Source organism: Sphingomonas sp. BAUL-RG-20F-R05-02 (genome assembly GCF_022662305.1).
GTDB lineage: Bacteria > Pseudomonadota > Alphaproteobacteria > Sphingomonadales > Sphingomonadaceae > Sphingomonas.
In genome coordinates, this window is record NZ_JAKNQH010000041.1 from 1 (window position 1) to 8,762 (window position 8,762).

General features: G+C 59.7%; 13 protein-coding genes and 1 pseudogene. 7 read left to right on the plus strand and 7 right to left on the minus strand.

All coding sequences use genetic code 11. The annotated features are described in order from the left end of the window. Positions 1-298, minus strand: a pseudogene (locus L8F97_RS22020) (hypothetical protein); the annotation flags it as partial. Positions 299-360: 62 nt separating this feature from the next. On the opposite strand from L8F97_RS22020, the gene L8F97_RS22025 reads away from it, so the two are divergent. Both L8F97_RS22025 and L8F97_RS22940 read left to right on the plus strand, forming a co-directional pair. Beyond that, a complete protein-coding gene (locus tag L8F97_RS22025; RefSeq protein ID WP_242154858.1) occupies positions 361-633 on the plus strand; it encodes a hypothetical protein in 273 nt (90 codons plus the stop codon). Positions 634-853: 220 nt separating this feature from the next. Continuing rightward, positions 854-1,309 (plus strand): nucleotidyltransferase domain-containing protein, encoded by a 456-nt coding sequence (locus L8F97_RS22940; RefSeq protein WP_242154837.1) that lies wholly within the window; start codon positions 854-856, stop codon positions 1,307-1,309. Between the two features lie 148 nt (positions 1,310-1,457). Here L8F97_RS22940 and L8F97_RS22795 read toward each other — a convergent pair whose 3' ends face one another. Both L8F97_RS22795 and L8F97_RS22035 read right to left on the minus strand, forming a co-directional pair. Next, positions 1,458-1,583 (minus strand): hypothetical protein, encoded by a 126-nt coding sequence (locus L8F97_RS22795; protein WP_277925144.1) that lies wholly within the window; start codon positions 1,581-1,583, stop codon positions 1,458-1,460. Then, positions 1,580-1,783 carry a hypothetical protein gene (locus L8F97_RS22035; RefSeq protein WP_242154838.1) on the minus strand — a complete coding sequence of 68 codons (204 nt, stop codon included), beginning with the start codon at positions 1,781-1,783 and terminating at the stop codon, positions 1,580-1,582. The genes L8F97_RS22795 and L8F97_RS22035 overlap by 4 nt, the downstream gene beginning before the upstream one ends. Before the next feature lie 68 nt (positions 1,784-1,851). Between L8F97_RS22035 and L8F97_RS22040 the strand changes: the two genes are divergently transcribed. Beyond that, on the plus strand, positions 1,852-2,397 hold the full coding sequence (locus tag L8F97_RS22040) for a hypothetical protein (RefSeq protein ID WP_242154841.1): 546 nt from the start codon (positions 1,852-1,854) through the stop codon (positions 2,395-2,397). A 119-nt stretch (positions 2,398-2,516) separates the two neighbouring features. Continuing rightward, positions 2,517-2,804, plus strand: coding sequence for a hypothetical protein (locus L8F97_RS22045; RefSeq protein WP_242154843.1), 288 nt, complete (start codon positions 2,517-2,519; stop codon positions 2,802-2,804). A 109-nt stretch (positions 2,805-2,913) separates the two neighbouring features. Here L8F97_RS22045 and L8F97_RS22050 read toward each other — a convergent pair whose 3' ends face one another. Next, complete coding sequence (locus L8F97_RS22050) at positions 2,914-3,513, minus strand: FxDxF family PEP-CTERM protein (protein ID WP_242154845.1); 600 nt, start codon at positions 3,511-3,513, stop codon at positions 2,914-2,916. Positions 3,514-3,894: 381 nt separating this feature from the next. Between L8F97_RS22050 and L8F97_RS22055 the strand changes: the two genes are divergently transcribed. After that, positions 3,895-4,185, plus strand: a complete 291-nt coding sequence (locus tag L8F97_RS22055; RefSeq protein ID WP_242154846.1) for a hypothetical protein — start codon at positions 3,895-3,897, stop codon at positions 4,183-4,185. 465 nt (positions 4,186-4,650) lie between these two features. Here L8F97_RS22055 and L8F97_RS22060 read toward each other — a convergent pair whose 3' ends face one another. After that, positions 4,651-5,304 (minus strand): SOS response-associated peptidase family protein, encoded by a 654-nt coding sequence (locus tag L8F97_RS22060; protein WP_242154848.1) that lies wholly within the window; start codon positions 5,302-5,304, stop codon positions 4,651-4,653. A gap of 388 nt (positions 5,305-5,692) precedes the next feature. Continuing rightward, positions 5,693-5,881, minus strand: a complete 189-nt coding sequence (locus L8F97_RS22065; RefSeq protein ID WP_242154850.1) for a DUF6961 family protein — start codon at positions 5,879-5,881, stop codon at positions 5,693-5,695. Between the two features lie 414 nt (positions 5,882-6,295). On the opposite strand from L8F97_RS22065, the gene L8F97_RS22070 reads away from it, so the two are divergent. Further along, positions 6,296-6,631 carry a PilZ domain-containing protein gene (locus L8F97_RS22070; protein WP_242154852.1) on the plus strand — a complete coding sequence of 112 codons (336 nt, stop codon included), beginning with the start codon at positions 6,296-6,298 and terminating at the stop codon, positions 6,629-6,631. A 563-nt stretch (positions 6,632-7,194) separates the two neighbouring features. After that, on the plus strand, positions 7,195-7,917 hold the full coding sequence (locus L8F97_RS22075) for an IS6 family transposase (RefSeq protein WP_277925145.1): 723 nt from the start codon (positions 7,195-7,197) through the stop codon (positions 7,915-7,917). Between the two features lie 454 nt (positions 7,918-8,371). Here L8F97_RS22075 and L8F97_RS22080 read toward each other — a convergent pair whose 3' ends face one another. Beyond that, positions 8,372-8,605 (minus strand): hypothetical protein, encoded by a 234-nt coding sequence (locus L8F97_RS22080; protein WP_242154854.1) that lies wholly within the window; start codon positions 8,603-8,605, stop codon positions 8,372-8,374. Positions 8,606-8,762 lie beyond the last annotated feature (157 nt).

Here is an 8,762-nt window from a genome sequence, read left to right on the forward strand (position 1 = left end):
CCGCTATGCCGCCCAGCAGGGTCATGCCGATGCGCACCAGGCCTGCCTCGCCCATCTCGCGCGTGATGTCGCCTACGCGCTGGCACCCCTCGAAACAGATCGCAGCGGCGGTGGCCATGCTCCGGCGTTCCATGGCGCGGGCGGCGGCGCGATAGGCGTCGTACTGCGCGCGGGTAGCGAAAGCGACCTCCGGCTGATCGGACGCCTTCAGCTTGTCTGCATGATCGTCAAGGTAGCGGGCGAGGCTCTCGTCCTGCTCTCGGCGGACCTGGGCGAACTTGCGGCGGCGGCGCTTCATGACTTGCCCCTGCTAAAAATGGCGCGCAGAACGTCAGCGCTTAAGTTGATGGGGGCATCGACATGGGAACCTACATCGTCCGCATAGACAGAATGCGACCTATTCAAAGGGTCGGCGAATCTCGCGCGGTTCCGATATTGGTGGAGGGACGGCGTGCTACGGCAATCTTCAACGATCGCGACTTTGCTAATCTGATCATGCGGGCTGCGGATACTAGAGCGGTGGAACCCGGCTATCGCGACGCTCAAGCGCTTGAAGAGGCTGTTTCGCGTGCGATCGAAGCCGGAAGGTTGACTCAGGGTTTCGTGAGAGTTCAGCGAGAGGACATCGACTGATCTCGGCGCTGCTCGATCAGCCACGGACGACCTCCGCAACATTCCAACGCGCCTCATCCACCTCAATCGGCGGACGGTGCGAGTTGACGGAGAGAAGCACCTTGCCGTCACGTGCTGGCGCGCGCGCCAGGCGACGGGCTTCGACATAGTGACCGGTCGCGATGAAGACGCGCCGCCTATCGCTGGGCATGGATGCGCTCGCAGGTTGAGGGTTGAGGATGTGGAAGCTATCGTCGAGGCGATCGCGGTCGGTGCGGCTGCGGCAGGTGCGCTTCATAGCGTGCACCTCGCCGGGAGCGCGCGCACCATCGGGGTACTGAAGATGATGGAGCGATCGTTCATGGTGGGGATTCCTGATGGCGTAGCCGGCCAGTTCCAACGCTGGGCGGCAAATATGCCGGAGATCAGCCATCTCTGGCTTTATGGATCTCGGGCCAGAGGTACTCACAACATCGACGGCGACGTCGATCTCGCCGTCGGAATCAAAGGCTGGGACAGCGAAAGCGAAGACGCTCAGAACAAGGCGCTTTCGATCTGGCTCAGCGAAGGGCGGTTCTGGAAGGCAAGGCTCCAGATGATGACCCCGCTCAAAGTCCACCTTAATTCTGCAACCCGCTACGACGAGACGCTGCTTTCGGCACTGAAGCGAGAAGGCATCCTGCTGTATTCCGCCTAGCATGGCGCCCTCGACGGTCGCCGAGCACTTCGGGACGGCAGAACGGAGAAGCTATCGCCTAGGCGATCACGATCGGCGCGGCGGCGCAGCTTCTCCGCCAAGACGCGCCCTATCAGCTCGTGATCGGCGCGAAAGTAGATGAGCCCGTTCATGCGCATGCTGCCCAGAACATGGCGGCGTTAGCGGCCAGCCCGATCCACAGCAGAGCGGACACGTAGATCGGCTCATTGGAGGCGCGCACAGCGGCCGCCACCTTCTCGCGAAAAAGCATCATGCTGCTTGCCTTCCCCATTTTCGTTCTTTGGGTTGCCGGGCCCAGCCATCGGCAAAAACGGTTGTCGTGATCCCGGCCGGGCCGAGCACCACCAGCCGACCGTCGGCGCGGCGCTGGATGATCGGGCAGTCGTATTCGTGCACGGGCGCCGGTGAGATCGTCGGCCACCACGTCTCCGAGCTGACGGCCTTCCGCTTCACGCGGATTCTCGCTCTACGACAACTCCACGACTGACGATGGGCTGGCATCCTTCTCAACGGCGCAGGATTTGACTTACGTCGACCCTGCTCTGAACCTCATTTATGCGGCAAACCCGGCGACGAAAACGATGCGAACGCCGTGGTCGGCGCCGCCTTACATGAAGTCGCCCGCCGTGATTGCAGGCGGCACAAGTACGACGCTCTATTTCCAGAACACGGCGGCGAACCTCGCGGCCTTCGCGCAGTACCACGTCAAGGATCAGCAAGACTTCTATTCGAAGCACGGGCGATATTCCGATTTTGCCAGCGTATCGAATGAGCCGAACTTCAACCCGGTAACCTATCCCGGCATGCAGATGAACCCGAGCGACATGCTCGCTGCGGGTGTTGCTATTCGGGCAGCGTTTGATGCGGTCAACATTCCGACGGTGCTTGTCGCCGGCGATGTATCGTGGGACTCTACTATCCCACGTTCAGGTGGACCTTTTTCCTATACGACGCTGCCTTTCGTTCAAGGTTCCAAAGCTTTCGGAGGCGCCGGCTATCATATGTATGGCGGGCCGGCGTCGCAGATGCTGGAAATGGCAGCGTACGCGCGTGCTGGTTCCGCATAGCGCGTATCTGGACGAGCTGCGGGGCAAGTGACCCCGCGCCGCATCAACCCTATCGGGCTGTGGCTGTGGGCCGGCGCAATGACGCTGATCGCCGTCTTGCAATGGGCTTGCATCCAACGGTGACGCGCGTCTTCCACTATGGCGATAGCCGCCTCGTCGCCACGCCGATCCCGTCCGATGCTTGGATGGTACGACGTCATCCTAACGGTGGGTCGCATTACGACCGTATGACCGTCGTGAACGACCTGGACGAAGGCAGCGTGTTGCACCTAGCCGGCTGGATCGGCAGCCCTCGCGATATACCGTGGCTGGGAGCGCGAGACGCGATGTTCCCGAAAGCACGAGAGGTCCAGTTCGAGCGGCTGACAGGCACCGGCTTGGTAGAGCATCGCCTGTTGTTGAGATGAATATCTATTAGACGGCGGCTCGGGTGCTCATGCTTTGCACGTTGCCTCGACACTATGAAAAGGGCCACCGGTTACCCGGCGGCCCTCTCGTTTCATTAGGCTGTAAAGATTATGCGAAAGCGACCTTCGTCGACTTGCGACGATAGCGCATCGCAGCGCCCATGCCGACGAAGCCGAGGATCATCATGCCCCAGGTCGCCGTCTCCGGAACCGAAGGTGTGAAGCTCAGGCTGCCGCCGTACGAACCGTTGCCGCGCGACAGACCGTTGATAACGATTGAGTTCATGCCGCCAGGGAGCGCCACGCCCGCGGAGGAGGCAAACTCAACGATCCCGTTAAACGACTTCGTGATAGCGGCAGCGGTGCCGTTGATCAGAACCGACGTGAAATCCAGATCGGTCGCGTTGTGGAACTTAGCGGCGACGGTCGTCACCGTACCACCGCCCACGCCGTTGGTAGGCAGCAGGAAGTTGAAAGTGTCGGTGAAGTTGCCCTTGGACATAACTGTGTTGCCAAAGCTAGCGGAGATCGGGCCGCGATAGGACGCGTCTACATTACCCGGGGTCACGATGAAGCTAGCCTTCGGGGCAAGCTTCGAGGTGCCGGTTACAACGCAATCACCTGGCTCGCAGGTGACGTTTGCATAGGCCGGAGCGCCAACAACAGTGGCCGCCGCTAGCGCGGCGATAGTCGTGATCATCTTGTTCATGTGTATTCCCTTTGCCAGCAAGACGAGTGCTCTTCGCCATCGGAGAGCTCCACAATCCGCAGATGCAGTGTCGCTAACGGGGCCATAAAAATATGTACACATCGTTAACCATAACTGGGTACCCGTTATGGGTCTGAGGGGTTTCTCAAGGTGATCAGCTTCGCTAGGCGACCCCTCGTCAGCAAGGACGAACCGCTTCAACGCGGTTGCCAGGCCGAGGCATTTCCCTTGTCTCGGCCTGGTTTTCGTCCTCAATGTTCCCCGAAGGCACCAGAGGTTCAGTTCGAGCGGCTGATAGAGGCGGGACTGATGGAGCGTCACCTGCTGCTACGTTGAACGAATCACTTTCCTACAGTTCTGCTTTCGTTCTCATGTGCAGCTATGCCAAGCCGCTACGAAACCACGAACGTCAACGTTGCGCTTCAGGTGCTGCGGGCGATCGTGCCGTCGTCGCAAGTTCAAGGCGACCCTATTTCCCTGCGCTTGGCGCTACGGGTCATTCTAACGCATATCACCGACAGCCCTGCCCTCGTTGAGTTCTGGACGATTGCGACCAACAAGCATCGGCTGGCGCATCAGGCCTGTATCCAGCCCTATCTGGCGATCGTCGCACGCCTCAAGCAGGCCGGGTTCGCGATTGATGCGGAGAACGACCTGCACTCGGGACGGTAGCCACTGAGGCGTATCCCGCTATAAGGTGGGCAGCCACAAGTATCTCCCCCAAGAGTGACGTGGTCAGAGCCGGGCGGTCTTTCAGCCTGCCCGGCTCGTTCCTACCTAAACTGATGTTGCCGACGAACCTGGTCAACGAACCAGACGTGACCGCATGACAAAATCAAGCATGTGCTTGCTCGCAAGAAAGTCTTGAGCCGCGAGAGCTGAATCTGCGTTGTTGGCGACTTTCCGCTTATATGCTATTTGGAAATTGCGACGCTCCTTCGCACAGGCAATGGCCCCTTCTGCAACTATGGCAGGGGGCTACTTGCTGCTCATCATCTGAACCTGCGCGTAGCTGTCGAGGCATGCGTACCATGCAGCACGTTCAGGCAGCGCAACGGCCGAACCGCTCGTGAGTAGCATGGAAATCGCTAACAGCATCGGCTTTGGTTGCAAGACAGTACACCTACGTCAAGCTCCTCAGTAGTTTTCAGCCGAGTTCTGGACGCCAATCCCTCGCGTCGGGAATACCGGCCCGCGCACCGTCATTTTGTCGGCCGGGTACGGTCGCTGAAGGCCCACTACCTCTTCATAGCTGCCGCGCAGCCACGTATCGACGTCCTCAGGCTTAAGGATCGTGATCATCGCCTTGGGGTGGATCGGCGCGACCAGCTCGTTCGGATCGCACGTCACCATCGTGAAGCACTTCCCCTCCTTTGTCCGCTGCCAGAAGCCGGCGACGGGGAAGACGAGCTGGTCCGTCACTTGGAACCACATTTCGCCTTTGAGCGGCTTCTTGCCGTCGCCCAGATCGACGGGCTCAGGCGTCCACTCGCAGAACTCCGTCAGCGGGATGACGCAGCGGTTCTCTGGGTTCGCCGCGAGCGCGCGCCATTGCTTTAGGCCGAGCTGGCGGACGTTCGTCATTGGCCACGCCGCGCCGCCTCCAAGCCCATCCCACAGCATGACGTCCCATGCACGCTCACCGTCCCACTCGCGGATAACGTAGTTTCGTGATTTCGGGCGCAGCTCGCGCGGATCAAAGCGGTTGTCGCGCGGCCGCTCGTCGAATAACTGGGATGCGGAGCCCCACAGGGCCTCCGGCTCATGGCTCATGCGAGCGCGGTTGCACATCAGATGTCGTTCGAAGGCATGGCGTGAAAAGGTAGTTCCTCCGCGCTTACAACCTCTGCCGCAGCCACTAGCCCAAACTGCTCATTATTGATTACGAAGCGCTCGAAATCAGCCCCACTGGATACGCACAACATCGTCGCGAGGAGCTGCGCGATCTCCGTAGCATCGCGTCTTGGCGGCAGGTCATGCATGACGTTGTTCTTGGAGCAGCTCTCAGAACTAACGTCAGGCTGCCTCTTGTGAAGCGAAACGTCAACATCAAGTACCACACGAAGCTTCATTGCGCCCCAGCCCTTTCGCCTCTGAAGGTGATAGCGCTCGATAAACACGGCAGTCCATCTACTTCGCGATGAATGCTGTCGCACGCGCAGCGGAAAGTCTAGCTGTCTCAGTGCACTGCCCTGCGCTGTCGAAGCATATCGAGCCTATCGATGATCTCCATGAACCGCGCCACGCCCGCTTCGTCACCGTCCGCGCCCAGCTGCGTGATGCGCTCAATCACCCAGTCGTGCGCACCGTCGCCGTGGATTTGCTCGATCGCAAGTGCCTCAGCCCAGCGTTCTTCGTCATGCGTCATGCGCTACCTGCATCACTCCCTCCGATCAGGGCCAAGATGGTGCGGGTGGGTCCGCATTGCTCCGGCCTGCCGTGCTTGGGATCGCTGCCGGATGATCCCATTCTCGTCAAATCGCTGCGGTCGTTGGCAAGCCTAGGTATTAACCGCACTTCTCCACCAAACGTTATCGTTCTCGTGGCAAAGTTCATTCAACAAGAGAATAGGAAGAGGGTGCGATGCTGAAGCGTTATGCTTCGGATCGTGAATTCATTTTCGACGTGCGGAGCAGGAGCGCCAATTGGCGCGCCGCTCGACTGCGGAGAAAGCGCAACAGATCCATATCACGTTGAGCAAGTTGCACGAGATGATGCGTCATGACCTTTCTGATTAGGTGATCGTCAGAGCGCAAGAAATTCACCGAGCCGGAGCGCCTCTATGATCGGATCTACGGCTGCGCAATATGGCGGCAGCGCATCTTTCGACGAGCGCCGTGCGGAGCGTCATCAGCTCCGTCTGACCCGAACGGCTACTACATCGCTAATCGGCGACTTCGTGGTAATTCTTTCTAACTTATCGAGAACCGGTGTTCTTATTGAAACGCCCGTGAAATTACGCCCCGGTTCCGCCGTCGCGATAACAATTGACGGCGCAATGATCTTCGTTGGTGCTGTCACCTGGTGTGGCTACGGCTTCGCGGGACTTGAGTTTGCAAATCCGGTTCTAAATGAAGTTGTCGACTACATCGTCGCGATCAGCAAGCGAGCGCATTGAGGCTTTTCGCCTTTTTCTCTCCCCCGCCCACCGCTCGGCTCCTGCGGGGGTGGGGGGAGACGATACGGTGCGCGGGTAATCGGGCGTTATTACATTTAGCGCGACTCGGCGGGATACCGTGGGTGAACAGACGCAGAAAATGTGATAATTGACGTTGAAAACAACGGCGTTCCACTCGACTGTTAATCGAGCGACGGGGCTTGGGCAGCTAGCCGCCTGTCTGCACAGCGGTATAGAAAGCCGAAAAGCCGCCGATCGAATGCCGCCCCAGAAGCCGCCTGCCGGCGAAGCGCTCAATATTTGGTCACGCAGCTTAGCTTGACGCAGTTGCACGGTCAAAATTGGCAGGGATCAGCGCGGCGCTGCGGCGCGCGACCATGTCAAACGATCCGCGAGACACTATCCGCTGCGCCGGATCAGTAGCCGCGGTCGAGCCGCTCCGCCTGCTTGGTCAACGCCGTTTTGCGATGAACCAGCGCCTTCTCGATCCAGATGGCAAAGATCTCGTCGGGCACTGTCAGACCAACGTGGCAGCGGCGTTAGCGCGGTGATAGCCCTTTCGGATGAGCCGCAAATCCCGAGCCAAGCCGCCCTCCCCATTTCGCTGCTTCAACTCGTCGCCTGAGGTGATCCGCCTTGTCGTGATGATGTACGTGCGGTTCCCGCTGTCGCTGCGGAACGTCGAGGATCTGCTGTTTGAACGCGGCATCGACATCAGCCACGAAACCGTGCGGCAATGGTGGAACAGGTTCGGACCAATGTTCGCTGGCGACATTCACCGGCAGCGCGTCTCGCGCATGCGCGGTTTCCGACATTGGCGATGGCACCTCGACGAGATGTACGTGAAGCTCAACGGCGAGATGGTATACCTCTGGCGTGCCGTCGATCACGAAGGTGAGATCCTCGAGAGCTACATTACCAAGAGCCGCGACAAAGACGCCGCGCTGCGCTTCATGAAGAAGGCGCTGAAACGTCACGGTTCACCCGAGACAATCACCACGGACGGGCTTCGTTCCTACCGGTCAGCCATGAACGAGCTTGGTAACGCCGGAAAGCAAGAGACAGGCCGATGGGCGAACAACCGGGTCGAGAACAGCCACCTGCCCTTCCGAAGACGTGAGCGAGCGATGCTCAGGTTTAGGCGAATGAAGACACTACAGAAGTTCGCCTCCGTCCACGCCAATGTCCACAACCACTTTAACTTGGAACGCCACCTCATCGATCGCCAGACCTACAAGGAACGCCGCTCGGCCGCACTGGCTGAGTGGCAGCTGGTCATGGCCTGAGAACCGAAGCCGCAGCGGTAGCTCCATCCTGCAGAGACGAGTTCGCATTAGACTGACAGCACCCACCGGATGCATCATCCGGATGCGACGTTTTCGGTTGTAGCGGCGATCGTCGGTCTTCACTTCCTACCCTCGGCGCGCAGCATCCCAGTGCGGCTATACGACCTCACGGCTGCCGGCCTGGTGCTGATTGGGGCGGTCGGAATGCTCGTTCCGACTGGTGATCGTCCACTTTTTGTGGGCCTGGGGGCGGCTGCTGCGCTCTGGGCAACGGCGGTTTATCAATTGACCGAGGCACATAGGTCAGTCGCGGCCTAATACCCGCTTTGCGAATGTCCAATTTAGGGCGACTGCGGAGCGGCCGCTTTTCGTCTCAATAGCTGCCGGTCAGCTTTCGGGCGCTTTGCACGGGTTGGAGGCTTCGGAACGGCTTGAGGTGGTGGGGAGCGGACGTTCACTCCGCCGCGTAGCGCAGTAGCTCTTCGACCTTTTCCACGCCGCCGATTGTCCCGTCGCTACGGAAAACTTCGACCTCTGGACCCCGGTCCTCAAAAAATTCCATTTCCCAACGCTCTCCCGGCAGCACCACATGGACCATCACCGCGCCCTCGCGGATCGAAGTGAGCGAGTAGCGGGTTCGGCTTACGTCAAGCTGCTTGAGGAAGGCGTGGATTGTTGATGCAGCCATGCCGCTTGCTTACAGCGACATCGCCACTGTCCGCTAGTGGGCGTTTAAGGAAGGTCCGCTTTTCTTACCCGAAGCAGACGGTCGGCTTACGAGCCGCAGGCCAGCGCCCGCGCCGGCTGAACGTCTTGAAGTGGTGGTTTGCAGAAGGGCGGCTTTT